Origin of the sequence: Paenibacillus sp. NAIST15-1, assembly GCF_001894745.1 — a bacterium.
In the GTDB taxonomy this organism is placed as follows: Bacteria; Bacillota; Bacilli; order Paenibacillales; family Paenibacillaceae; genus Paenibacillus_B; species Paenibacillus_B suaedae.
On sequence record NZ_BBYF01000020.1, the window covers coordinates 44,112 to 67,605 of the forward strand.

21 protein-coding genes and 1 tRNA gene are annotated in these 23,494 nt (G+C 47.9%); 5 read left to right on the plus strand and 17 right to left on the minus strand.

Annotation, left to right across the window (positions count from 1 at the left end; genetic code table 11):
* Positions 1 to 119: 119 nt before the first annotated feature.
* From PBN151_RS26505 to PBN151_RS26525, 5 genes are all read right to left on the minus strand, one after another.
* Positions 120 to 704 carry a hypothetical protein gene (locus tag PBN151_RS26505; protein WP_021252329.1) on the minus strand — a complete coding sequence of 195 codons (585 nt, stop codon included), beginning with the start codon at positions 702 to 704 and terminating at the stop codon, positions 120 to 122.
* Positions 705 to 861: 157 nt separating this feature from the next.
* Positions 862 to 1,455: a ribosome biogenesis GTP-binding protein YihA/YsxC gene (gene yihA / locus PBN151_RS26510; protein ID WP_072731597.1), complete on the minus strand. Its 594-nt coding sequence runs from the start codon at positions 1,453 to 1,455 to the stop codon at positions 862 to 864.
* Between the two features lie 123 nt (positions 1,456 to 1,578).
* Complete coding sequence (gene lon / locus PBN151_RS26515) at positions 1,579 to 3,915, minus strand: endopeptidase La (RefSeq protein WP_072731599.1); 2,337 nt, start codon at positions 3,913 to 3,915, stop codon at positions 1,579 to 1,581.
* Between the two features lie 96 nt (positions 3,916 to 4,011).
* The gene (gene lonB / locus PBN151_RS26520; RefSeq protein WP_072731600.1) at positions 4,012 to 5,748 is read right to left on the minus strand and encodes an ATP-dependent protease LonB; all 1,737 of its coding nucleotides are present in this window, start codon (positions 5,746 to 5,748) and stop codon (positions 4,012 to 4,014) included.
* Between the two features lie 102 nt (positions 5,749 to 5,850).
* Complete coding sequence (locus PBN151_RS26525; RefSeq protein ID WP_051249836.1) at positions 5,851 to 7,212, minus strand: alanine/glycine:cation symporter family protein; 1,362 nt, start codon at positions 7,210 to 7,212, stop codon at positions 5,851 to 5,853.
* A 342-nt stretch (positions 7,213 to 7,554) separates the two neighbouring features.
* On the opposite strand from PBN151_RS26525, the gene PBN151_RS26530 reads away from it, so the two are divergent.
* Positions 7,555 to 8,616, plus strand: a complete 1,062-nt coding sequence (locus tag PBN151_RS26530) for a M23 family metallopeptidase (RefSeq protein ID WP_072731602.1) — start codon at positions 7,555 to 7,557, stop codon at positions 8,614 to 8,616.
* 27 nt (positions 8,617 to 8,643) lie between these two features.
* The gene (locus PBN151_RS26535; RefSeq protein WP_021252335.1) at positions 8,644 to 9,048 is read left to right on the plus strand and encodes a bactofilin family protein; all 405 of its coding nucleotides are present in this window, start codon (positions 8,644 to 8,646) and stop codon (positions 9,046 to 9,048) included.
* 115 nt (positions 9,049 to 9,163) lie between these two features.
* Here PBN151_RS26535 and ispG read toward each other — a convergent pair whose 3' ends face one another.
* From ispG to PBN151_RS26560, 5 genes are all read right to left on the minus strand, one after another.
* Positions 9,164 to 10,261, minus strand: a complete 1,098-nt coding sequence (gene ispG / locus PBN151_RS26540; RefSeq protein ID WP_021258198.1) for a flavodoxin-dependent (E)-4-hydroxy-3-methylbut-2-enyl-diphosphate synthase — start codon at positions 10,259 to 10,261, stop codon at positions 9,164 to 9,166.
* Between the two features lie 43 nt (positions 10,262 to 10,304).
* Positions 10,305 to 11,552 (minus strand): ATP-dependent protease ATP-binding subunit ClpX, encoded by a 1,248-nt coding sequence (gene clpX / locus PBN151_RS26545; protein ID WP_021252337.1) that lies wholly within the window; start codon positions 11,550 to 11,552, stop codon positions 10,305 to 10,307.
* Positions 11,553 to 11,565: 13 nt separating this feature from the next.
* Positions 11,566 to 12,162, minus strand: coding sequence for an ATP-dependent Clp endopeptidase proteolytic subunit ClpP (gene clpP / locus PBN151_RS26550; protein ID WP_021252338.1), 597 nt, complete (start codon positions 12,160 to 12,162; stop codon positions 11,566 to 11,568).
* Positions 12,163 to 12,516: 354 nt separating this feature from the next.
* Positions 12,517 to 13,803: a trigger factor gene (tig, locus tag PBN151_RS26555; protein WP_065292018.1), complete on the minus strand. Its 1,287-nt coding sequence runs from the start codon at positions 13,801 to 13,803 to the stop codon at positions 12,517 to 12,519.
* 172 nt (positions 13,804 to 13,975) lie between these two features.
* The gene (locus tag PBN151_RS26560; protein WP_072731603.1) at positions 13,976 to 14,926 is read right to left on the minus strand and encodes a hypothetical protein; all 951 of its coding nucleotides are present in this window, start codon (positions 14,924 to 14,926) and stop codon (positions 13,976 to 13,978) included.
* Between the two features lie 258 nt (positions 14,927 to 15,184).
* Between PBN151_RS26560 and PBN151_RS26565 the strand changes: the two genes are divergently transcribed.
* A tRNA-Arg gene (locus PBN151_RS26565) sits at positions 15,185 to 15,261 on the plus strand.
* A 181-nt stretch (positions 15,262 to 15,442) separates the two neighbouring features.
* Here the strand turns inward: PBN151_RS26565 and PBN151_RS32390 are convergent.
* The 3 genes from PBN151_RS32390 to PBN151_RS26575 form a co-directional block, all read right to left on the minus strand.
* Complete coding sequence (locus PBN151_RS32390) at positions 15,443 to 15,571, minus strand: hypothetical protein (RefSeq protein WP_260612424.1); 129 nt, start codon at positions 15,569 to 15,571, stop codon at positions 15,443 to 15,445.
* A 96-nt stretch (positions 15,572 to 15,667) separates the two neighbouring features.
* Positions 15,668 to 16,018, minus strand: coding sequence for a carboxypeptidase (locus tag PBN151_RS26570; RefSeq protein WP_072731605.1), 351 nt, complete (start codon positions 16,016 to 16,018; stop codon positions 15,668 to 15,670).
* Positions 16,019 to 16,033: 15 nt separating this feature from the next.
* A complete protein-coding gene (locus tag PBN151_RS26575) occupies positions 16,034 to 16,336 on the minus strand; it encodes a hypothetical protein (protein WP_021259076.1) in 303 nt (100 codons plus the stop codon).
* 216 nt (positions 16,337 to 16,552) lie between these two features.
* Here PBN151_RS26575 and asnB point away from each other — a divergent pair, with 216 nt between their 5' ends.
* Positions 16,553 to 18,400, plus strand: coding sequence for an asparagine synthase (glutamine-hydrolyzing) (gene asnB, locus PBN151_RS26580; RefSeq protein WP_072731606.1), 1,848 nt, complete (start codon positions 16,553 to 16,555; stop codon positions 18,398 to 18,400).
* A 94-nt stretch (positions 18,401 to 18,494) separates the two neighbouring features.
* Here asnB and PBN151_RS26585 read toward each other — a convergent pair whose 3' ends face one another.
* From PBN151_RS26585 to PBN151_RS26600, 4 genes are all read right to left on the minus strand, one after another.
* Positions 18,495 to 19,802, minus strand: a complete 1,308-nt coding sequence (locus tag PBN151_RS26585) for a homocysteine synthase (RefSeq protein WP_072731641.1) — start codon at positions 19,800 to 19,802, stop codon at positions 18,495 to 18,497.
* A gap of 304 nt (positions 19,803 to 20,106) precedes the next feature.
* Complete coding sequence (locus PBN151_RS26590) at positions 20,107 to 20,766, minus strand: XTP/dITP diphosphatase (protein ID WP_072731608.1); 660 nt, start codon at positions 20,764 to 20,766, stop codon at positions 20,107 to 20,109.
* Positions 20,750 to 21,535, minus strand: a complete 786-nt coding sequence (gene rph / locus PBN151_RS26595; protein WP_021252346.1) for a ribonuclease PH — start codon at positions 21,533 to 21,535, stop codon at positions 20,750 to 20,752. The genes PBN151_RS26590 and rph overlap by 17 nt, the downstream gene beginning before the upstream one ends.
* An 81-nt stretch (positions 21,536 to 21,616) precedes the next feature.
* Positions 21,617 to 22,675 carry a GerMN domain-containing protein gene (locus PBN151_RS26600; RefSeq protein WP_072731609.1) on the minus strand — a complete coding sequence of 353 codons (1,059 nt, stop codon included), beginning with the start codon at positions 22,673 to 22,675 and terminating at the stop codon, positions 21,617 to 21,619.
* A 272-nt stretch (positions 22,676 to 22,947) separates the two neighbouring features.
* Here PBN151_RS26600 and PBN151_RS26605 point away from each other — a divergent pair, with 272 nt between their 5' ends.
* Positions 22,948 to 23,493, plus strand: coding sequence for a phosphatidylglycerophosphatase A family protein (locus PBN151_RS26605; protein WP_021252348.1), 546 nt, complete (start codon positions 22,948 to 22,950; stop codon positions 23,491 to 23,493).
* The last annotated feature ends 1 nt before the right edge of the window (position 23,494 follow it).

Here is a 23,494-nt window from a genome sequence, read left to right on the forward strand (position 1 = left end):
TGTCTACTATATGGCGAAAGCCTCTAATAGGTGTCTAGTACGCCCGCCCAATATTCGCTGCAGAACAAAAAAAAGAACTTAAGGCATACGCCTTAAGTTCTTTCATATTCAAGTGCCGCTCAGGCTTCCAAGATGAACAATTGCTTTGCCAATGCTGTTAGCTGCTGATCTACAGCTTGAACCTCATCTGCTGACAGGCTTCGATTGCGCTTATCGAGCAAACTGTTGATGCGCTCCTTAATACTCGCAATTCGTATTTCTACATGTTCGTTACGGTACATGTTATGCAAGTCCTGTACCGTATCCTTATGTTCGAAAATAACGCGAGGCTCTTCCTTCTGCTCTACAATCTTGCGAACAGCCCCATCTGCGTAATAATAAGTGATTGTAAATCCCGCAAAAATCCGATTGACTACCGCTTCGCCACGGAATGTCGCCACAAGCTTATGCATCACTTGTGTCAATTTCGGATGAACCAAGCGGCAAGACGTTACACAGACATACCGATTGCCTTGTTTCTCGAACAGGAATATGATCTCATCACCCTGGCCGTCCTCAAGAACCACCTCTTGATTACCGTTTTCTAATACTTTCACCCGCCCCACAATAGATTGCTTCGCGAGCGATTGCACAAATCGGGTCAATTGAGCTTCCGTTAACTGTAAACTGGCTTTCACATACTCTGTGGCTAACCGCCGAGCCATAAAAACTCTCCTTACCTGTATTCAACATATAATATTTATACATGTTTATTATACTACAGGGAGAATATGAATTCCTGTTCATGAGCCGCCATTTTATGGTGCATTTCGCAAAAAAACGGACTGAGGCCGGAACTACCCCGCTTTTTATCCAACATGCTTACGAATTAACGCTTGCATGCTGATTAATAATGTCCCATAACTCTTCACGGCCTTGTCCTGTCTCCGCGGAGAACATGACAAACGGAGCATCCGATGACAACCCAAGGGTGGTACGAACTTGCTTCACATGCTTCGGAAGATGGTTTCTCGATATTTTATCAGCCTTCGTCGCAACCACACATACCGGGACGCCGTAATGCGTAAGCCAGTCATGCATCATGCAATCGTCTGCTGTAGGCGCATGGCGCAAATCAACAACCAGCAGCACAAGGCGAAGTGTCTCACGCTCTTGGAAGTACGCTTCAATCATGCGTCCCCACGCAGCGCGCTGCGTCTTCGATACCTTGGCATACCCGTATCCCGGCACGTCCACGAAATACATATTTTCATTAATGCGATAGTAGTTCAACTGCTGTGTCTTTCCCGGCTGCGAGCTTGTACGCGCCAAGTTCTTGCGCATAATCATGCGATTGATTAACGATGACTTCCCTACATTCGATCGGCCTGCCAGACCAATCTCCGGGAACCCGTCATCTGGATACTGTGCAGATCCAACAGCACTAATAATAAATTCAGCATTTGTTATTTTCATACGCGATTATCCTCACCTTACATTCTGTTCTGTCTATTGTACAATTGTACACGATTCCCGTCATTTCACAAAAAAAAAGAAAAACGGATGCGCTGCACGCGCATCCGTCTTGTTGCTATACCATTATGATGAAGTCGCTTCCAGCAACGCATGCTGCAGCACTTCATCCATATGAGCTACTGGTATAAAGGTCAGCTCCCGCCGTACTGTATCCGGGATATCCGCTAGATCGCGTTCATTGTCATGTGGGAACAGAACCGTCTTGATTCCTGCACGAAGCGCGGCCAGCGACTTCTCTTTCAATCCACCAATCGGGAGTACTCTCCCGCGCAATGTAATCTCACCGGTCATTGCAACATCCTTGGATACATACCGATTAGTGAACGCCGATACAAGTGCCGTCGCAATTGTGATTCCGGCGGAAGGGCCATCCTTCGGAATCGCTCCTTCAGGGACATGGACATGAATATCCAGCTTCTCATGGAAGTCGGGCTCCAATCCCCACTGTGCCGCCTTCGAGCGGATGTAGCTAAATGCAGCCTGTGCGGACTCTTTCATGACATCGCCAAGCTTGCCTGTCAATTGCAGCTTACCGGAGCCAGGAACCACGGTAACCTCAATGTTAAGCGTGTCCCCTCCCGCTTCCGTCCACGCAAGACCTGTCACCGTTCCGATCTGGTCATTTTGTTCTGCCAGACCATAGCGATATCGAGCTACACCTAAATATTCGGATAATTGCTGGGCGTGAATCTGTATGTCTTCCACCTGTTCAGATACAATTCGCTTTGCAGCCTTGCGGCATAGCGCAGCCAATTGCTGTTCCAGTTGGCGAACTCCCGCTTCACGTGTATATTCACGAATCACTTTCAGAAGGCAGTCCTCTTGAACCGTCAGCTGATTCGCCTGCAATCCATGGGCTTCCTTCTGCTTCGGAAGCAGATGCCTGTTCGCGATTTCCAGCTTCTCAAGCTCCGTATATCCAGACAAGGACAGCAGTTCCATCCGATCCAGCAGCGGACGCGGTATATTGTGAACCGCATTGGCAGTTGTCACGAACAGAACCTTGGACAGATCGACCGGGAGCTCAACGAAATGATCACTGAATGCATTATTCTGTTCTGGATCCAATACCTCCAGCAGTGCAGATGCCGGATCCCCACGGAAGTCAGATGCCATCTTGTCGATTTCATCAAGCAGCATTACTGGGTTCATCGTGCCCGCATTTTTAAGCGCCTGAACAATTCGTCCTGGCATTGCACCTACATAGGTACGACGATGACCGCGAATCTCCGCCTCGTCACGCACCCCACCTAACGAGATACGAACAAATTTCCGTTCAAGCGATTTCGCAATTGACCTTGCAAGCGACGTTTTCCCGACACCCGGAGGGCCAACAAGGCATAGAATCGGCCCTTTCATTTCTTTGACTAGCTGCTGTACAGCCAAATATTCAAGGACACGTTCCTTCGGCTTCTCAAGTCCATAATGATCGGCCTCCAGAATGGATTCTGCCTTGCTCAGATCCAGATCATCCTCCGAGAGCTGAGCCCACGGAATCTGAAGCAGCCAATCGATATAGTTTCGAATCACCGAACCTTCTGCGGAAGAAGCCGGCATTTTCTCCAATCGATCGATTTCTTTGCCGATTTTCTCACGAACTTTATCCGGAGCCTCGAGCTCCTTCAATTGGGCACGCAGCTCCTCGGCCTCGCCCGCGCGGCCTTCTTTATCTCCCAATTCCTTCTGGATCGCCTTCATTTGCTCACGCAAATAGTATTCCTTCTGTGTCTTCTCCATCTGCTTCTTCACGCGCTGGCCAATCTTCTTCTCCATCTCCAGCACTTCGCTCTCATTATTGAGCAGCTCAAGCAGCTTATGCAGACGGGCTTTGCTATCCACCGTCTCCAGAAGCGCCTGTTTATCTTTGAGCTTGATGGACAAGTGGCTGGCGATCACATCCGCCATCCGACCCGGTTCTTCGATGTCCGTTACGGAAGCTAGCGTCTCTGGCGACACCTTCTTCGACATTTGCACATAGTTCTCGAACTGGGTCAATGCCATGCGCATGAGCGCTTCTGTCTCTGAAGTATCATCCGACGTCTCTTCATGCAATACATGCACCTGAACCTCATAGAACTCCTCATTAGGCACATATTCAACGATCTCAGCGCGCTCAACACCCTCAACAAGCACACGTATTGTGTTATTAGGCAGACGTAACATTTGACGAACCTTCGCTATCGTGCCTATACGGAAAATATCATCCTGAGAAGGCTCCTCGATGCTGACCTCTGACTGCGTGCACAACAGCAGCAATTGATCTTCCAGCATCGCATGTTCAAGTGCCCGTACCGACTTATCGCGCCCCACATCCAAGTTCAACACCATGCTCGGGTACACGAGCAAGCCTCGTAGCGGGAGCAGAGGCAGGCGGCGGTCTTTGTTCGATTTAAGCCCCATCGTTCGGCACCCCCATGGCTATCATGATCTATCTAGTACATTGCAACCAACATTTTATCAAATGTTCAAGTAAAACACCAATTTTCCACAGGCCGATCAGCTATAGCTGCTCCCATCAGAAGAACTGCTATTCTTCTCCGATCCTTCTGCATGCAGCAACGGCAGCGAGGTGCCCACGGCACGTTCGAACGGTTGCGGCTTATGCTGTGCATCTCCCTTCCATTCACTGCCGAATGCATGTTGGAAGCCTTCCTCAATGTGTTCGACGGGTATGACTTGCACTCCATCCAAGCCTGCGAAGATATCCTGCCAGTTCTCCTTCGGAATAAGCACGCGAGTTGCTCCTGCTTGAAAAGCCGCTTCCACCTTGGCAAGTACGCCGCCGACCGGCTTAATGCGCCCATGAAGACTGATTTCACCTGTCATCGCAAGCTTATTGTCCACAGGCCATCCATTCAATGCTGATGCGATGGCTATCGCCATTGCCATGCCCGCGGATGGACCATCTACTGGCGATCCGCCTGGGAAGTTAATGTGCAAATCGAAGTTGGATGTCTCATGTCCCAGGCTGCGAAGCACGGTCAATACGTTCTCAATAGACCCCTTCGCCATACTCTTGCGGCGCAGCGTTCGGCTTCCACCGCCCAGCTCTTCTTCCTCGACAACACCCGTAATTGTATACTTGCCGTGCCCACTCTTCACACGGATCGCACTCACTTCAATTTCCAGCAGCGCTCCCATGCTAGGACCGTACACAGCCAAGCCATTCACGAGACCAACCTGTGGTTCTGCAGGAACTTTGCGATCAGGACGCGGAGCAATCTGGCTGCTGTTGGCAACCCATTCTACATCAGCCGCATCAATCGATGTCCGCCCTTCTGACATCGCCAGTCCAGCCGACAGTTGGACAATATTCACCGCCTCACGCCCATTGGTCGCGTACTTTTTCACCATATCTACCGCTTCTGGCGAGTGCGGGAAGCCAATTTTCTTCAGACCATTTTCTGCAATAGCTCCGATTTCATCAGGAAGCAGCGGCCTGAAGTAGATTTCCATACAACGTGAACGAAGCGCTGGCGGGAGTTCTTGGGAAGAGCGGGTCGTCGCTCCCACAAGCCTGAAGTCCGCAGGCAATCCATTTTGAAAAATATCGTGAATATACGAAGGTACATTCGAGTCTTCCGAATTGTAATAAGCGCTCTCCAAAAATACTTTACGATCTTCAAGTACCTTCAACAGTTTATTCATCTGTATCGGATGAAGCTCACCAATCTCATCAATAAACAGCATGCCCCCATGTGCCTTCGTCACCGCTCCCGGCTTCGGCTGTGGAATCCCAGCGACTCCCATCGCACCAGCACCTTGATAAATTGGATCATGAACCGAGCCTATTAATGGGTCGGCAATGCCACGTTCATCAAATCTTGCTGTCGTCGCATCGATTTCAGTGAACTTGGATTCCATTGTAAATGGCGAGCTCGCATTCTTCTTCGCTTCCTCCAGCACTACTCTCGCAGCAGCCGTCTTACCTACGCCTGGTGGGCCATAGATGATCACATGCTGCGGGTTCGAACTGCACAAAGCAGCTTTGAGCGCCTTCAATCCATCTTTCTGCCCAACAATATCGCTCATGATCGCAGGTCTTGTCTTCTCTGCTAACGGCTTCGTCAAGGAAATAGACCTTAGCTTGCGCAGCTTATCCATCTCCTTGCGCGATTCTCGATCAACAGCTGTGCGATTTCCTTTCTGACTGCGCAGCAGATTCCAGAAGTATATGCCAATAACTACGGCAAAGAACGCATTGATCAGCATCAATATTACGCTTAAATTCATCGTTTCATCCTCCCATAACGCCCTCGCAAGGACAAAAAAATCCGGCAAAGTTTACTACTTGGTAGTATTACCCTTTGCCGGATGCATTATAAGCGTATGTGATTATGAGTTATTATTTCTTTCCCAACATTCTGCATGCTTCAGTCCTGGAACAGAATCTGCATAGAAGACTGGCTCCTCGCCACGCTTACGCTGACCCATATAATCTTTCAAAGCCGCAAATGCCACTTTACCAAGCAGCATAATGGAAATGAGATTAATAAACGCCATGAAGCCCATGAACAAGTCTGCCAAATTCCATACTAGGGTCATCTTCGCAACAGAACCGAAGAGAACCATCGCTATGACACCTAGTCGATAGGCAAGCATCCAACCCTTTTTCTTCGTAATGAATTCGATGTTGCTTTGACCGTAATAGTAGTTTCCAATCAGCGAAGTAAATGCGAATAAAAAGACAGCTAAGCCAATAAAAATGTGCGCCCAATCTCCAACCTGAGCCGCAAGCGCATGTTGAGTCAATCGAATGCCGTTCTGCTCGCCCGTCGTCGAAATCCCGGAGAACAGGATAATGAACGCTGTTGACGAACAAACAAGCAATGTATCGACGAATACCCCAAACGACTGGATCAAACCTTGCTTGACTGGATGACTAACATGGGCTGTCGCCGCCGCATTGGGAGCACTACCCATTCCGGCCTCGTTCGAGAACAGACCGCGTTTAATCCCGTTCATCACCGCTGCGCCTACGCCGCCAGCCAGCGCCTCTCCAAATCCAAAGGCATTTTGAATAATAGAAGCAAACACGCCCGGAATTTCTCTAAAATTCACGAACATGACGAACAAGGCAATCGCTATATAGGCTAGCGCCATGATCGGAACTACAGTCGCAGAAACCTTAGCAACCCGCTGAACCCCACCGAATATCGTCGGGATGACAAGAACTGCCAAGATAACCCCCATCCAAATCGGATCCAAGTTAAATATATCCTGGAATGCAGCACTTGCTGTGTTGGCCTGTACAGAATTAAAAACGAATCCGAAACTGAAAATAATGAGGACTGCAAAAATAATGCCTAGCCAGCGTGCGTTCAACGCTCGTTCCATATAGTAAGCTGGGCCGCCTCTGAAATCCTTGCCATCGCGCACTTTATACACTTGTGCCAATGTGGATTCGACGAACCCCGAAGCCGCGCCAATAATGGCAATCATCCACATCCAGAATACAGCGCCAGGGCCACCCAACGAAATGGCAATAGCGACTCCGGCCAAATTCCCCGTACCAACACGCGAGGCCGTACTCATTGCGAATGCCTGGAAGGAGGAAACGCCTTGTTTCTCACCGGAAGACTTTCCTTTATCCCGCCCCAACATAAGACGGAACGTTTCTTTAATCGCGGAAAGCTGCACGAAGCCTGTTCGGAATGAAAAATATAATCCCGCTGTTATCAGGACAAATATAAGCATCAAATACCACAAATCATTAAACTTTCCGATCCAATCCTGAATTTGATCGATCAATATATCGCACCTCTCTTATTCTCTAGTCCTGTTGCACGCGATATGTTAACTTTGCTAACACGTACTATCTGATTGTAGCGTAAATCGCAGGCAATGGCAAAATGTTTTTTATCATTTTTCAATTTGTGATAAAATTTACCTTTTCGTTATTCGACACAAACCGATTTTTATGTCGAATCGTTGCATTATTCTACTTACTTTTCACCGAAAATCATGTACAATAGGAATGTTATGTAAACGTTTCTAGCTTATTTTACCTTTGTGTCGTTAAGGAGGAATCCTTGAATTATGACGAAATCAAACGATCGCCACTGGACGTGGATGCTTATGCGAGGACCAAATCGGCCAGTTATTCAATACAGTATTCCAACTGTAGTGGTTAAACTTGTCATGTTTATTGTCATTGGCGGGATTAGCGCATTACTTTTATCGTTAGTCATTCAACGATTCACCATGCATGATATTGTTGCTCGTCATGAACAATTACAGCTTGAACTGCAGGAGAAGAATCAACTGTTAGCAGAGATGGACAAGCAATTATCCATTATTACCGCTTCTTCCAACGATATGAAACAGAAAATGGACAGAATCTCACAATGGGAACAGCAATTGCAATCCTATTTACAAGTCCCATCTGGCGCTAACCCTCCAAAGAATAGCAAGCTGTCACCTGGCACGGGTCAGCCCAACTCCATGTCAACCAAGCGCGACACGGCATCCTTGCCTTTGCCGCTAGGTGGTGAGTATATTATGCTTCCTGCATCTAAGTTGTCGACGCTTCGTTCTGCCGCTACAGAAGTGAACAGCAGCGACCAAAAGCCTGTCTCACCACTTGAAGCATGGGAGAACGCGAATAAGCAGCTCCATCATATGAATAAGAAGTGGCAGGATTGGGAACGAACAATGCCTCCTCTATTTAAGAATGCCGAAGCCTTCCAGCAGCAGTTGAACGCTACTCCAACCTTATGGCCAACAGGTAGCACACGAATCACCTCTCTTTTCGGAGAACGCAGTGATCCGTTTCAACGCAATGAAGCATTCCATGCTGGATTAGATATAGGCGGAGATACAGGCGATCCGGTTTACGCTACTGCCGAAGGGGTCGTCATTGATTCCGACAGGGATGAGCTGAAGGGGAATTATATCATCGTGAATCATGGCAGCGGACTTACTACACGTTACTTGCACCTAAGCGAGAGAGTGGTGGCCAGCGGAGATTCGGTGAAAAAAGGGACACTCATTGGCAAAATCGGTACAACAGGTCGGAGCACAGGACCTCATCTACATTTCGAAATTCGTAAGAACGGACAGCCTATTGATCCAATGACTTATGTAAACACTCCTGAATAAGATTTTTATATAAGAAAGGAGCACGATATGTTCGCCAAATCCTCTGGTAAAAAAATTAGCGGAACCGACACCTTAATTGGACAAGCTACTACATTTGAAGGAAAGCTTGTATGCGAAACTGACCTACGGATCGAGGGAACCATTACTGGTGATGTTCATTGCAGTCAGAACGTAATTATTGGAGAGTCGGGCAAAGCCTATTCCCATATTCAAGCTTCCAGCCTAGTTATCGCAGGGTTCATGCAAGGTGATGTCAACGTCACAGAAAGTGTCATCATCGAGAGCTCTGGCAGATTGGAAGGCAATGTATTGTGCCAATCCTTCATTATCAAAGAAGGCGGCAAATTCAACGGAAACAGCAAAATGCAGCAAAATGCTCCCTCACTAACCAATGCTCCTATCGCTGAGGTTACTAACTCGTCTGACACATGAACGAGATCATTGAATTAGTAACTTGGATACAGACAAAGAAAACACCCACATGCGCCACTGCTGCATGTGGGTGTTCTTGTATCATACGATAACAAGATAGCTTCTTATATTTCGATTAGTGCTTACGCCCTGGAATCTGACCCGTACGCTCATATTCAGCGACGATATGGTCGATTTCCTTCTTCAACTCAGAGACAAGCTCTGCCTCCGGTACTTTACGAATCATTTCTCCGTAGCGGAACAACAGCCCTTCACCACGAGCTCCAGCGATGCCGATATCCGCTTCACGAGCCTCGCCCGGACCGTTTACCGCACAACCAAGCACCGATACCTTAATTGGAACTTTCACTTTGGAGATATACTCCTCTACTTCGTTCGCAATCGAGAACAAATCGATGTCAAGTCGGCCGCATGTTGGACATGATACAAGTGTAGCTGCATTGGAAATCAAGCCGAAACACTTCAGCATCTCACGCGCAACCTTCACTTCTTCTACTGGATCCGCACTCAAGCTGACACGAACCGTCGAGCCAATTCCAAGTGATAACAAGGCTCCGAGCCCTGCCGCACTCTTAATCGTCCCTGAGAACAGTGTTCCAGCTTCTGTAATCCCTAAGTGAAGCGGGTACGGAATTACCTCAGAAGCCTTTGTATAGGCAGCGATGGCCATAGGCACATCTGATGCCTTCAACGAGACAATAATATCATGGAAATCAAGTTCTTCTAAAATTCCGATATGGAATAGAGCACTTTCGACCATCGCCTCTGGCGTTGGATATCCATACTTCTCGAGCAGGTGGTTCTCCAGCGATCCTGCATTAACACCGATTCGAATCGGAATGCCGCGCTCTTTGCACGCCTTCACGACTGCTTCCACTTTCTCACGGCGCCCAATATTGCCCGGATTGATCCGAACCTTGTCAATACCGTTCTCAATCGCCTTCAAAGCGAGCCTGTAGTCAAAGTGAATGTCAGCAACGAGCGGAATCGAGATACGCTTCTTAATCTCCTTAATCGCATCCGCTGCTTCCTCATTGTTGACCGTAACCCGAACAAGCTGGCATCCAGCTTCTTCAAGTCGATGAATTTCCGCAACAGTGGCTTCTACATCTGCCGTCTTCGTCGTGCACATGCTCTGAATGACAACCTCATTGTTGCCGCCAATCGTTACATCGCCCACTTTTACAGCTCTAGTCTGATGTCGCAAATACATGATACATTCTCTCCCATGTCGGAAACGGACGGAAAAGCGCCTATTAGGCGCTTTCCTCTTGTTTCTTATCTGTCGTCAGTTCCGGAATCATTCGTTCTTTTACTACTTGCTCCGTAATGACACATGTTGTTACATCATCGCGCGATGGCACTTCATACATCACATCAAGCATAATGCCCTCGATGATGGCACGCAATCCACGCGCTCCAGTGTTGCGCTTGATCGCTTCGCGAGCAATGGCTTCCAGTGCACCAGACTCGAAGTCAAGCTTCACATTGTCCATCTCAAGCAACTTCTGGTACTGCTTCGTCAGCGCATTCTTCGGCTCGCTCAAGATACGAACCAATGTATGCTCATCAAGCGGCTCCAACGTCGAGATGACTGGAAGACGCCCAACAAATTCAGGAATAAGTCCGAATTTCAGCAAATCCTCCGGAAGTGTCATCGTCAAGTATTCGCCAGGCTTCAAATCCTTCTGACCACCATCAGCATTGAAGCCAATAATTTTCTTCCCTACACGACGCTTGATAATTTGCTCCAGTCCGTCAAACGCACCGCCGCAAATGAACAAGATGTTCGTCGTATCAATTTGAATAAATTCTTGGTGAGGATGCTTACGGCCACCTTGCGGCGGAACAGAAGCAACGGTTCCCTCCAAAATTTTCAGCAATGCCTGCTGTACCCCTTCGCCAGATACATCGCGTGTAATCGAAGGATTCTCGGATTTGCGAGCTACTTTATCGATTTCATCGATGTAAATAATACCGCGTTCCGCCTTCTCCACGTCATAGTCTGCCGCTTGGATCAGCTTCAGAAGAATATTTTCAACATCTTCGCCCACATAACCTGCTTCTGTAAGCGATGTGGCATCCGCAATTGCGAATGGCACGTTCAAGATTTTAGCCATGGTCTGCGCCAAGAGTGTCTTACCGGAACCAGTAGGCCCCACGAGCAAGATGTTACTCTTCTGCAACTCAACATCCTCAATCTTGTTCTGGGTGTTAATCCGTTTGTAATGGTTATATACCGCTACGGACAACGACTTTTTCGCTATTTCTTGACCAATGACATATTGATCCAGAATCGCACGAATTTCCTTCGGTTTCGGTATATCCTTCAGATCGACTTCCTCTTCGTGACCAAGCTCTTCCTCTACAATCTCATTGCACAGCTCGATGCACTCGTCACATATATATACGCCAGGACCGGCAACCAACTTGCGTACTTGCTCCTGCGACTTGCCGCAGAACGAGCACTTCAATTGCCCCTTCTCATCATTAAATTTAAACAATCGGTGTCCCCCCTTACTTGAGCCCCGGGCTTGCCGGATGTAAAACTTGGTCAACAAGACCGTATTCTTTCGCTTCATCAGCGCTCATGAAGTTGTCACGATCCGTATCGCGTTCAATCTTCTCAATCGGCTGACCTGTGCGATCCACATATATTTGGTTCAGCTTATGTCTTGTCTTCAAGATCCAGTCCGCATGAATCTTAATGTCGGACGCTTGACCGCGCACGCCACCCAGCGGCTGATGAATCATGATCTCACTGTTCGGCAGAGCAATACGCTTGCCTGGCGCCCCAGCTGTCAGCAAGAGCGAACCCATACTTGCAGCCAAGCCTACGCAGATTGTAGATACGTCAGGTTTGATATGCTGCATCGTATCGTAAATTGCCATGCCGGCCGTAACTGAACCGCCCGGTGAGTTGATATACAAGAAAATGTCCTTCTCTGGATCATCTGCTTGAAGGAACAACAACTGCGCAATGACGCTGTTCGCTACGTCATCATCGATGGCGCTGCCCAGAAAGATAATGCGATCTTTCAGCAGACGCGAGTAAATATCATAAGAGCGTTCGCCGCGATTTGTCTGTTCGATGACCATCGGGATTAAATTCATGGTACCGACCTCTTTTCTTTACATAGCTTTACATTTCTATTCTAACATTTTCTGAACGTGGTGTCATTTTTACACCGATTACCATTATTCTATGTGCGGCAAATGCCCGTAATCCCTGCAAATAAGCTCTATATTCGTGACTTCTCGCGGGTCGGAATCGCCTAATATGTTACATACTGATTATGTACACCCAATTGCTGGGTGGTGAAACGTTATGTAGTAAATCAAGAACTTACAATCCAGCAAACTTTCACCAGACAGGTGGTAAAAAATAAGGCACGCCCTTAAAAAGTAACGTGCCTTATCCTGTTACGCCGCTCTCACATGCATGATGCAGTTGCAGCCGATATGCAATTAATTCTTGCTGTTGTCCACAATGAACTTAACTGTTTTGCGAAGAGCTGCCTCTTCACGCAAGTTTTCAATCGTGCCGTTCTTCTCCAAGATGGAGCGGATTTCGTCCGCAGAACGTTGGTAAGAAGCTGCCATTTTATCAAGCTCTTCTTGCAGCTCTTCTTCGGAAATTGTGATGTTCTCTTCTTTCGCGATTTGCTCAAGAACGAGGTTGTTTTTCACACGCTTGTCAGCCTCTTGTTGCATTTGCTCGCGCAAGTCTGCAATCGTTTGGCCAGACAATGTCAAGAACATATCCATGTTCATGCCTTGCATGCGAAGACGGTTGTCCAAGTCTTTAACCATGTGCTGAATTTCAGTCTCGATCATCGCACGTGGAATTTCTACTTCTGCATTTGCAGATGCTTTTTCAACGAGCTCAGCTTCACGAGCTGCTTCCAGTTCGCGTCCTTTGCGCTCTTTCAACTGTTTTGTAAGATCAGCTTTGTACTCATCCAAAGTTTCGAACTCGCTAACATCTTTAGCGAACTCATCATCAAGCTGTGGAAGCTGCTTGCGCTTGATTTCATGAACTTTCACTTTGAATGTTGCAGGCTTGCCAGCCAAGTTCTCTGCATGGTAGTGCTCAGGGAATGTAACTTCAACATCTTTGAAGTCGCCTGTTCCAAGGCCAACCAATTGATCTTCGAATCCAGGAATGAACGTGTTAGAGCCAAGCTCCAATGTGTAGCGCTCGCCTTTGCCGCCTTCAAATGCTTCGCCATCAACGAATCCTTCGAAGTCCATAACAACGCTGTCGCCTTTTTGTGCTGTTTCTTCGTCAACGATAACGAGTTCAGCATGACGCTCTTGCAGACGCTTCAATTCAGCGTCAAGCTCTTCTTCAGTAACTTCAGCTTCCTTAGCTTCCACTTCAAGACCTTTGTAGTCGCCAAGCTTCACTTCAGGTTTAACTGTTACTTTTGCTTTGAACTTGAACGTTTTGCCTTTTGCAAATTGTTCAACTTCGATTTCCGGCTGATCAACCGGTTGGATGTTTGTTTCTTTTACAGCTTGTGTGTAAACTTCGCCCAAGATGATGTCAATCGCATCTTGATACAAGCTTTCCACACCATATTTTGCTTCGAAAATTGGGCGAGGTACGCGACCTTTGCGGAAACCAGGAACGTTAACACGCTTGGACACTTTTTTGAATGCCAAGTCCAATCCTTCTGCTACGCGATCTTCATTAACCTCTACTTCCAATACCCCAATGTTCTTCTCTATTTTTTCCCAAGTTGCTTTCATTTTATGCCTTCCCCTCCAAAAAAAGATCATGGCTAGAGTGTACCTAACATAACACGTCCAGAATAACCATTTTAGTATAGCCGACTACGATAACTTTTTCAAGGAGGGCGTCATTCCCACATTCGGCCTTCTACGAAAGCGCTATCGACCGTTCATTGCTTAGCCTCAGATCCTATGACTGTACGCGCAATGATCGATTTAAGGATCGGAGCGCTAGCTCATATTGCACACGAAGTTCATTCGTGATACCGTACAGCTGCTTCACTTCCACTTCTTCGTCGACACGCAGCATTCGAGCCACGATGAAATGCAGCGCTGCCGCCCAAGCGTTCGAATCCTCTTGCCCATGCCCGCACAACTGTTCATAAGATGGAGAACCGTATATATGCTTCAAGTACTGCTGCCATATCTCCTGAGCAAAATAAGCGAGAGAAGGCTCTCTTACAGAAGCAGCCTCGTTCACACGCACCGCTGGTGCCTTGGCGGCCTCTGGGAACCCCGAATTATCAAGCGGAGTATCCTCTATTTGTACGACCAGCGACTCCTGCCCGCGAGGGAAGCGGATTTCTCCATGCATTCCCCGTCTCTTCATAACTTGAAGAATTCCGAATTGAAGCAAGGAGTTAAGGTTCTCCTCTTTGAGCAGTTTAGCCAAAGCTTCATCAACACCCGGATCTTCTGCTGCTGCAAGCTGCTCAAGAATAAGGAGCTTGCGGTCATCCATCTCTCCCTCTACAAGGGTAGCAAACAATCGCTCTGTATATTGTCCGTCCGCATTCAGCTTCTGCTGGAATTGGCGTCGCAGGATATCTTGTTCGGTCTCTTCAGACTCCTCTTCCGGTGTGGACTCCGGCCAACTGGCTATTCCCTCAGCCATATTCAAATCACGAGCAGCACGTTCTGCTTCCGGGAACGCCGACACGAGCCATTGCAGCAGCGCGTCCCACTCTTCCCGAATCCGTTCGTCCTCACCATCACATGTCAGCAGGAATTGAAGAAGGGCAATTGCTTCGCCGTAACGCTCAGATTCCAGCATCCGTGTCAACTCAATTTGGTAGTAATCATGAGTTTTCGGAAACAGGATGACATTATTCTTTGCCGGCTCTTTGTAATCTTCTGTCATACGAACACCTGCTTTCTGTACTGCGCCTATGTATTACGATAATCTCTCCTATGTATGCAGCTCGTTCTCCCTCAATTAGGTGAGCTTCTTATATGATGCATTATATCATATTCACTCTTTATCCTGCGCGGTCACCATATGTGCTTTCCTGATACTCAAACTGTAAAAGATATGTAAATTAATATTTTTTCATTTTCCTATTGCTAAGAGTCAATTTCTTTGATACAATCATTTATGTTCTAAATTTAACTTATTCATGTCCCAGTAGCTCAGCTGGATAGAGCAACGGCCTTCTAAGCCGTCGGTCGGGGGTTCGAATCCCTCCTGGGACGCCATTCATTTGCTTACTAAATATACATGAACATGCCTCACAGAACCTTTTATTGGTTGGTGAGGCTTTTTTTTATTTCCCACTCACATCGATCCCAGAATACCTCTGCATGAGAGGCTCTGCTTATCGCAGAGCCTTGTATAATTGCCGCCTTCTTTTGATACAGAACTTACTTATTTACTTATTTACTTATTGTGAAACTCCCAATGGTTCTTCTCGCCTGGATGCTTGAAGTTTTTCGATAGTACGGCATCCGCATGTTTCTTCTGATGGGCATATTTATTGCCCTTGTTTTGCTTGAATTGCTCTGACATCGTTTCTCACCTCCCTTCATCGTTCCTTGATCATTTCTTTCCACGAAGCCGATGATAAGAAAGCGAACCATTTCCGCTGCATGATAACGGATAGCATTACGTGTCTAATTGAAACAACTCATCCACCGCTGCTCGAACTTCTGTGGAACCTAAGACAGCATCAACAATCGAATCGCGATCACTGCAGCTGATTTCGTTATTGCTTATAATGAATTCCTCCGCAGCGATTTCCTCGAAGGCGTTATGCAAATTGTTGTCATACCAATCTGCTTCATAATGCGCATCGTTGCGCAGAAGGCGAACAATTTCATAGCCGCCATTACGTACAGGGGCGACATATGCCAGCAGCGGTTTCTGCTTCTCATCATCCGGGATGAGGCCAATCTCGGCGCACAACCGCCCTTCGATTTCTACAGGACGACGAAATTTTGCAGCTTTAAATTCCATTATGGTCATCTCTCCTCACTTCAACATTTGCTCCACAAATCGCTTTGTTTCAGAAGTCCCGATTGCGTATATGTAGGCATATACTCTGTTCAAGTGGAGCTGATAAGGGACGTTAATCCTATCATTCGTTTGGTTCGTCACTAACATGATGTTATCCCACATTCCATCTGTCTCAGCGTCATCCACTTCATTCAGCAGCCTTTGCAGCTTGTCCCTCTCTGCCTCATTCGCGTAGACAACGAATTCATAATTCCCTGCATCTTGTTCTGCCACAACAGAACGCTGCTGCACGGATACATAATAAGGTTGTCGCTCCATTCAGCCCCTCCTTTTCTCATTGGAGCCAATGCTTCTTTTAGTCCTGCTTTTCATGCAGCTTTAGTTCTGCTTATATGTGAAGCTTTTTTTATCATCTCCCGATGGACATACATCTTATGCCGATTTGCGCATACCCATGGTATTATCTCAATCTTCCAGCATGCCGGTGCTCGTTCTTCCGGATGGACAGATTGGTGCGGAAAGGATGAACGTAACATGTGTGGAATTACAGGATGGATTGACTGGAACCGTGATTTGACCCAATGTTCTGGCGTTGTCGAACAAATGACCGCAACATTATCCTCTCGTGGGCCGGATGCGAAGGGAACATGGTTAACCAGTTCATGTGCGCTGGGGCACCGGCGCTTATCTGTCATTGATCCCGCGAATGGCGCCCAGCCGATGATTCGGCACACGGAGCAAGGGGTGTTTGCCATTGTATATAATGGCGAACTGTACAATATGATGGAATTAAGAACGGAATTAATCAGCCGCGGGCATTCATTTGCCACGCAGTGTGATACGGAAGTGCTGCTTGTTGCCTATTTGGAGTGGAAAGAGGCTTGTGTTGAACGATTTAACGGTATCTTTTCCTTTGCAATATGGGATGAATCGGAAAGACATCTGTTCATGGCTCGTGATCGGCTCGGGGTGAAGCCATTGTTCTATTCACAGGGCGAGGGCTGGTTCGCATTCGGTTCTGAGCCTAAATCATTGCTTGCTCACCCGGACATCGAACCGGTCATCGGGCTGGAGGGAGCCGCTGAAATATGGATGATTGGTCCCGCTCGAACCCCGGGACACGGTATATACCAAGCGCTATCAGAACTGCGGCCAGGCCACACCTTGAAGTACAGTCCGGATGGTCTTAGAATTCATTGCTACTGGAAGCTGGAGAGCATCCCGCATGAAGAGGACGCCGAACAGACAGCTAGACATGTGCGTGAGCTGCTGGAGGATACCGTTGAGCGGCAGCTCATCTCTGATGTACCCGTCTGCACCTTGTTATCTGGCGGGCTGGACTCCAGTGCGCTGACGGCCCTTACCGTTCAACATTACGAGCGGCATAATCTTGGCCAAGTGCATACGTACTCGGTCGATTATGTTGATAACGATCTGTACTTCCAATCCCATGCATTTCAGCCCAATGCCGATGAGCCCTGGATTTACCGTATGGTGGAGGAACTTGGCACAACCCATCATTGGATCAAATTCGATACCCCTGAGCTTGTCGCCTCCCTAGAACAGGCTGTGAAGGTTCGTGATTTGCCAGGCATGACCGATATTGATGGTTCTCTCCTCTTATTCTGTAAGGAAATCAAGCAAGGCGCCACTGTCGCTCTCTCCGGCGAGGCGGCCGATGAAGTATTCGGCGGATATCCTTGGTTCCATCGAGAAGATGCCCTGAATGCCGGTACCTTCCCGTGGGCACTAGCTACCCCACTGCGTTCCAGCCTCCTGAAGCCTGAAGTCGCTTCCTTGCTTCGCGCAGAGCAGTACGTAGCCGATCGGTATGCAGATGCCGTTCGCGAAGTCCCCGTGCTGCCTGGCGAAGATGCACAAGCCGCCAAGATGCGGGTCATGTCCTATCTCAATATTACCCGCTTCATGCCTACCTTGCTGGATCGCAAGGACAGAATGAGCATGGGGGTAGGATTAGAAGTTCGTGTACCTTATACAGACCACCGCCTCGTCCAGTATGTATTCAACATTCCATGGAGCATTAAGACATATGGTGGGCGAGAGAAGGGTCTGCTTCGCAAAGCACTTGAAGGCGTATTGCCGGAAGATGTGCTGTACCGCAAGAAGAGCCCTTATCCGAAAACCCACAATCCGAACTACTTGAATACCGTTCGTCGTCTTGCGTTGGAGCGGCTGGATGATACATCATCCCCACTCCATCAATTTGTGAATGTGGAGCGAATCCGCAGTATCGCAGCCTCCGAGGAAGCGAGCTCGAACTTTCCTTGGTTCGGTCAACTGATGTCCGGCCCTCAATTATTTGCTTATTTGCTTCAAATGGACACTTGGCTGCGAGAATACCGCATTCGTGTAGCATGGTAACCTGAAGCCCACAATAGCTCATTCATCCAATAAAAAGAAGACACACGGGATACGCAGCAGCGTATCGTCCGTGTGTCTTTGTTTTTATGGCTTCTTATTTGACAGCAGCAGGCTGACTTGCACGGATCGCCTGATCCAAATCAAATAATATATCGTCAATGGATTCCGTACCGATAGATAAACGAATAAGTCCTGGATTTACACCTGCAGCAATTTGCTCATCTTCACTCAATTGCTGATGCGTTGTGCTGGCAGGATGGATAATGAGCGACTTCGAATCACCAACATTCGCAAGATGAGAGAAGAGCTTGACGTGATTAATCACTTGGCGTCCTGCTTCGATTCCGCCCTTAATCTCAAATGTTAAGATGGCACCCTGGCCCTTCGGCAAATACTTCTGTGCAAGCTCATAAGATGGATGGCTTGACAGACCACTGTAGCTGACCGACTGCACACCTTCATGTGCTTCAAGGAACTGAGCAACCTTCAATGCATTCTCGCTATGGCGCTCCATACGCAGGTGAAGCGTTTCAAGCCCTTGAAGAAGCAGGAATGCGTTGAATGGAGATATGGCAGCTCCCATATCGCGCAGCAATTGCACACGGGCCTTAATAATGTATGCGATTGGCCCAACAGCATCCGTATATACAACCCCATGATAGCTAGGATCCGGTTCTGTCAATCCTGGGAACTTATCATTGGCAGCCCAATCGAACTTGCCTCCATCTACGATTACCCCGCCAATCGAGGTGCCATGACCGCCAATGAACTTCGTTGCGGAATGAACTACAATATCCGCACCATGCTCAAGGGGACGAAGCAGAAATGGGCTTGGGAATGTATTATCTACGATGAGCGGAATACCATGCTCATGTGCGATATCGGCTACTGCCTCGATATCGAGAACATCGCCCCTAGGGTTACCGATGACCTCCGCATACAGCGCCTTCGTCTTGCTCGTAATCGCCTTGCGGAAGTTTTCCGGATCGCTGGAATCAACGAACCGAACCGTAATGCCGAGCTTCGCTAATGTTGTCGAGAACAGATTATACGTTCCGCCATACAGACTCGTCGCAGAGACAATCTCATCCCCTGCTCCCGCGATATTCAATATAGCGTACGTAATCGCAGCCTGACCAGAGGCAGTAGCCAGCGCCGCTGCACCGCCTTCCAAGGCAGCAACCCGCTTCTCAAACACATCTGTTGTAGGATTCATCAACCGTGTATAAATGTTGCCAAATTCCTTCAGAGCAAATAAATCCGCAGCATGATCAGTATCCTTGAACGCGTAAGACGTTGTTTGATACAGTGGAACCGCGCGGGACAATGTAGTCGGGTCAACCTCCTGTCCAGCATGTACAGCTAAAGTTTCAAATCCGAATTCACGTGGAGCTTCACTCATCTTCAACCAATCCTCCTTCGCCTTATTGCCCATTATTTTCTCATATTTTTCCGTTGTTGGAAAGTATAAATCCTGAGTATTTTGATATGAAAAAAAGGACAACTTAACTAACTATGTAGTCAGGTGCCCTCCGATGCTTGTTATGCCGTTGAAAATGGTTCTGTTGCAGTTGTTCCCACCAAGAGAAGCAGGCATCATGCCAACATGCAGTTATGTAACATGCTGAATTTAATATCAACATTCAATTTATTCAGTATTCAGTGTTTTCAGCATTCAACATGCGGGATCAAGATGCACAATGCGGCTATACCTCAGCTTGCTCCGCCTTCATCACTTCAAGCAGCTTGCGAATCGCGTTGCCGCGATGGCTAATGCTCTGCTTCTGCTCTGGAGACAGCTCCGCCATCGTCTTGCCGAATGCAGGAACATAGAAGAGCGGATCGTAGCCAAATCCATGCTCTCCACGCGCCTCATCAATGATGAATCCATCACATGTGCCCGTGACATCGACATACCGCTTCTCTGCTGGATCATACAGCACGAGGCAGCAGACGAATTGAGCCGCACTCCGTACATGCTCTGCTACTTCTCCCAGCTCCTCATGTTCTGTACGGGATACCGGCAGCTTCTCCAACTCTTCGAGAAGCTTGGCATTGTTCGCCTTCGTATCGCCATGCCCACCAGCATATCGTGCAGAATACACGCCAGGGGCACCCTCTAAGCGCTCCACACAAAGTCCTGAATCATCAGCAAGAACAGGAAGTTGAATCGCTTCAGCGACTTCCTGCGCCTTCTTCAGCGCGTTTGCCTTGAAGGTATCTCCGTCTTCTACTACTTCAGGCAATTGCGGATAGTCTGCCATGCTGAGCACACGCTTGCCAAGCGAGGCGAAAGCAAGCTGAAATTCCTTCAGCTTGCCTTGGTTGCTCGTCGCAATAATGATCGTATCACTTGCTAGATGCATGACCGGCTGCCTCCCCACGCTCCAATGCTGCCCGTGCAGCGATCTTGTCTGCAATAGGGCCAAGTGCTTCCTTCTGCATCTCAACAAGCTCCAAGATCCCTTTCTCCGCGCTAGCAAGGAGTTGGTTAAGCTCTTCACGGGAGAACGGACTCTCTTCCCCCGTACCTTGCACTTCAACGAACTTGCCTTGTCCTGTCATCACAACATTCATATCGACCTTCGCTGAAGAATCTTCTTCGTAATTCAAGTCAAGAAGCGTATTTCCTTGAATGACACCAACGCTAACCGAAGCAAGGAAATCTGTAATCGGGTATTTGTTCAATGAATGCTGGTTCGCCACTTTATGAATCGCCATTGCCATCGCAATAAAGGAACCGGTGATGGAAGTGGTACGTGTACCACCATCAGCCTGAATAACGTCGCAATCAAGCGTAATTGTTCTCTCACCTAATGCATGCAAGTCAACAACCGAGCGTAGAGCCCGCCCAATCAGCCGTTGAATTTCCATCGTACGGCCAGTTAACTTGCCCCGGTTCGCTTCACGCTGGTTGCGTGTCTGCGTTGCACGTGGGAGCATCGAATATTCTGCCGTAATCCAGCCCTTGCCTTGCCCCTTCATAAAAGGAGGAACTTTCTCGTCAACCGTAGCCGTGCACAGCACCTTCGTGTCGCCTACTTCGATGAATACGGATCCTTCCGCGTATTTGTTCGTGTTTGTTCGAATCGTAACCGGGCGGAGTTCATCCGCCTTGCGTCCGTTGCTTCTCATTTAATAGTGCCTCCTACATTTCCACTGTCGTCCGTAAAAAGTAACATCCCCTATTCTACCAAAGAGCTTGGCGAAAAGCATCTATCCTTTCCAAGCCATATTTACAACAGGCCGCGTGACCGGCTCCGAATAGTTTATCTTGTCTGTTCCTTGAATATCCATATTGCCGTTTATTTTCAACTGAACCTTCTTCACACCTTGCCGTTCAGTAAGCGATAGAACAACCGCCTTCACCAATTCTGCAGGAACTTGATCCCCTTTTTCGAACATCGTATCAGCGAGATCCACTGTCAGTGTATCGCCATTAGACGAAATATCATTAATTTTCGTTTCTTTGGTCATGACCATGTTCATCGCTTTCTTATTCAACGGCCCGGATATCATCTGTTCCAGTGTTGCTCTCACTGAATCCGATGATGGCTCAACCAGTCTAGTCACAGGAATAAAATAGGCCTTCCCCTCTTCACTGTAACTGGAAAAATACAACGTAACCGGCATGGAGCGCAGATAATTGACCGACAAATCCTTCTCTAAATTAATTCCTAATTGTCTGGAAAGCGGCGTATCCATTGGGGTGTGGTCTACTGGCATCTCAGACAGCTTCTTAGAATCCATCCATAATTGCACCTGATCTACATTCGGCAGAGAAGTAAGCGTCCACGTGATAGACTCCATCACCTTGCGCTCATCGTTCTTGTCGTAAGTGGCAAACTCCTTCGATAATTCCACAAATGCAGTCTTCTGCTCCGGCTTGAGCGTTACCTTCAAGCTCGTCCCCTTCGGCAGCGTAGCCGTAAAGCCTGGAGGCAGCATTCCCTTATGCACCCCGTCCTTCACCAGCATCTCCAGTGACGCCTGCGCCACTACCGCCGGATCCTCGGAATTCCATTGATACGATATTGGAGCCAAGTAGCCATGGCGATCCTGTGCATATATCGTCATATTCGCTTGCTGCTGCGCTGCATCCATTGGATTAACAGTTAATTCGCTCTTACCATCTGTTGCAGTCATCATCTTAGCCTCAACATCTGCTGGCGGCGGATCGATCGCACCGCTCGTGCCATTGCAAGCTGTTAATAGCAAGGGCAGCGTCAGTACTGCTGCCAGTACACCTTGTCGGAAATATTGTGTCCGCACCATAGGCGAAGCAACCTCCTCTATGCATCTATCGTGTGATCAGCGGGAGCCTATCTCCTTATATAAAGCGTGCATAAGGCGTCCCTTCGTCATACACCTATATATACGAGAGGGCTGTCCAAAACATGACGAGGTTTCTATATTGCAACGAGAAAATACAAGAGAAAGAGTGTAAGGAAAGCAGGGATTGGGTATATCATTGTCGTATACTTTCCTCATGCAATGGTGCAAAATGATAGGTATAGGAATGATGACAAGAGATAGAGGTGACTTCCGTGACAGATCATAAACATACTGCCAAGGCGTATAGCCTAGACAGTGAGAAAGTCGAAGCTGAGACACGCGAGTGGCTGCGCAAACGAGGAGTTCGCGTAGAAGAAATTGCAGAGTTGGTTATGTTCTTGCAGCAAAAATATTTCCCTGAATTGACAATCGACTATTGTATCTACAATGTGGAACAGGTGCTGCGCAAACGCGAGGTTCAAAATGCGGTTCTGACCGGTATCCAGCTTGATATCATGGCAGAAGAAGGGAAGCTGACACCCGCGCTGCAGGAAATGATTGAGAATGATGAGGGTCTGTATGGCGTGGACGAAATTCTAGCCTTCTCCATTGTTAATGTATATGGAAGCATCGGATTCACCAATTACGGATATGTCGATAAACTGAAGCCAGGAGTCTTGGAACGATTAAACAATAAGGATAGCGGGCAGATCCATACGTTCCTTGATGATATCGTAGGCGCCATTGCCGCTGCGGCAAGCAGTCGAATTGCTCACCGCAAGCAGGCGGAACGCGAGCAAGAAATGCAATCTTTGTAGT

Coding starts and splice junctions, on each gene's coding strand:
- PBN151_RS26505 (WP_021252329.1), bottom strand. CDS start 704: ATGGCTCGGCGGTTAGCCACAGAGTATGTGAAAGCCAGTTTACAGTTA.
- yihA (WP_072731597.1), bottom strand. CDS start 1,455: ATGAAAATAACAAATGCTGAATTTATTATTAGTGCTGTTGGATCTGCA.
- lon (WP_072731599.1), bottom strand. CDS start 3,915: ATGGGGCTTAAATCGAACAAAGACCGCCGCCTGCCTCTGCTCCCGCTA.
- lonB (WP_072731600.1), bottom strand. CDS start 5,748: ATGAATTTAAGCGTAATATTGATGCTGATCAATGCGTTCTTTGCCGTA.
- PBN151_RS26525 (WP_051249836.1), bottom strand. CDS start 7,212: ATGCTTATATTTGTCCTGATAACAGCGGGATTATATTTTTCATTCCGA.
- PBN151_RS26530 (WP_072731602.1), top strand. CDS start 7,555: ATGACGAAATCAAACGATCGCCACTGGACGTGGATGCTTATGCGAGGA.
- PBN151_RS26535 (WP_021252335.1), top strand. CDS start 8,644: ATGTTCGCCAAATCCTCTGGTAAAAAAATTAGCGGAACCGACACCTTA.
- ispG (WP_021258198.1), bottom strand. CDS start 10,261: ATGTATTTGCGACATCAGACTAGAGCTGTAAAAGTGGGCGATGTAACG.
- clpP (WP_021252338.1), bottom strand. CDS start 12,162: ATGAATTTAATCCCGATGGTCATCGAACAGACAAATCGCGGCGAACGC.
- tig (WP_065292018.1), bottom strand. CDS start 13,803: ATGAAAGCAACTTGGGAAAAAATAGAGAAGAACATTGGGGTATTGGAA.
- PBN151_RS26560 (WP_072731603.1), bottom strand. CDS start 14,926: ATGACAGAAGATTACAAAGAGCCGGCAAAGAATAATGTCATCCTGTTT.
- PBN151_RS32390 (WP_260612424.1), bottom strand. CDS start 15,571: ATGTCAGAGCAATTCAAGCAAAACAAGGGCAATAAATATGCCCATCAG.
- PBN151_RS26570 (WP_072731605.1), bottom strand. CDS start 16,018: ATGGAATTTAAAGCTGCAAAATTTCGTCGTCCTGTAGAAATCGAAGGG.
- PBN151_RS26575 (WP_021259076.1), bottom strand. CDS start 16,336: ATGGAGCGACAACCTTATTATGTATCCGTGCAGCAGCGTTCTGTTGTG.
- asnB (WP_072731606.1), top strand. CDS start 16,553: ATGTGTGGAATTACAGGATGGATTGACTGGAACCGTGATTTGACCCAA.
- PBN151_RS26585 (WP_072731641.1), bottom strand. CDS start 19,802: ATGAGTGAAGCTCCACGTGAATTCGGATTTGAAACTTTAGCTGTACAT.
- PBN151_RS26590 (WP_072731608.1), bottom strand. CDS start 20,766: ATGCATCTAGCAAGTGATACGATCATTATTGCGACGAGCAACCAAGGC.
- rph (WP_021252346.1), bottom strand. CDS start 21,535: ATGAGAAGCAACGGACGCAAGGCGGATGAACTCCGCCCGGTTACGATT.
- PBN151_RS26600 (WP_072731609.1), bottom strand. CDS start 22,675: ATGGTGCGGACACAATATTTCCGACAAGGTGTACTGGCAGCAGTACTG.